Genomic DNA, 230 nt, shown 5'->3' on the forward strand with positions numbered 1-230 from the left:
GGTGAAGAAATTTCAATAGCAACTCAACCGGTTAATGCTAAGGATGCAGGGGCATTTGGTATTTTAAAAACAGACGAAAATAATATCATAAAATCTTTTATCGGAAAGCCAGATGCTTCCTTGTTACCAGATTGGACTTCGCCGGTTAGTGATGATATGAAAAATGTAGGAAGACATTATCTAGCATCGTTGGGAATCTATATTTTCAATAGAGATCTGTTAGTGGAATT

Annotated in this window: 1 protein-coding gene; it reads left to right on the forward strand. The window is 35.7% G+C overall.

What is annotated here, in order from left to right; all coding sequences use genetic code 11:
* On the forward strand, nucleotides 1–230 hold a 230-nt coding region (locus ACRHOC_RS15305; protein WP_431159456.1), incomplete at both ends, for a sugar phosphate nucleotidyltransferase.

It is taken from the genome of Winogradskyella poriferorum (assembly GCF_050618035.1).
Classification (GTDB): domain Bacteria; phylum Bacteroidota; class Bacteroidia; order Flavobacteriales; family Flavobacteriaceae; genus Winogradskyella; species Winogradskyella poriferorum_A.